The sequence below is a fragment of the Gemmiger formicilis genome, from assembly GCF_016901605.1.
Classification (GTDB): domain Bacteria; phylum Bacillota; class Clostridia; order Oscillospirales; family Ruminococcaceae; genus Gemmiger; species Gemmiger formicilis_B.
Genome location: NZ_JACJKP010000409.1, coordinates 1 through 515, shown reverse-complemented (window position 1 = coordinate 515; position 515 = coordinate 1). Strand labels below are relative to the sequence as shown.

The window sequence follows — 515 nt, the reverse complement described above, 5'->3', positions numbered from 1 at the left end:
GCGCCGCGCGGCAACCGTTCATATTCAAGCAGAAGATTTCCGGAATCCGTTGGAACGGTTGGAAATTTATGAATGTCTGTCTCATCCGGTGGCGGAGCTACTGTATGAGCAGTATGGGCAGGATGCATTGTTTCTGGCAGAGGCTTTTCGTAATCGGCCTGCATCGGCTATACGCGTCAACACACTGCAAACAACCGACGAAACGTTGGCGAACGCATTGCGGGCAGAAGGACATGCTGTATGTCCGGGTCCGTGGCCGCATGCACTGCTGGTGGACTTTATGGGGTCTCCTGCAACGGGAAAATCTTTTTCGCAGGGGGACTATCATGTACAGGGGCTTGCCAGCCAGTTTGCAGCTCTGTGCGTACAGGCAAAGCCGGGGGATAAGGTGCTGGATCTTTGCGCGGCGCCGGGCGGCAAAAGTCTGACCATGGCGCAGCAGATGCAAAACACCGGAAGTCTTGTCAGTGGAGAAGTGGTCCCTGGACGGGTACACCTGATAGAAAAGGCTTTTC

1 pseudogene is annotated in these 515 nt (G+C 55.0%); it reads left to right on the top strand.

Annotation, left to right across the window (positions count from 1 at the left end):
- Positions 1–49: 49 nt before the first annotated feature.
- Positions 50–515 (top strand): annotated as a pseudogene (locus H6B10_RS15175) (16S rRNA (cytosine(967)-C(5))-methyltransferase RsmB); the annotation flags it as partial.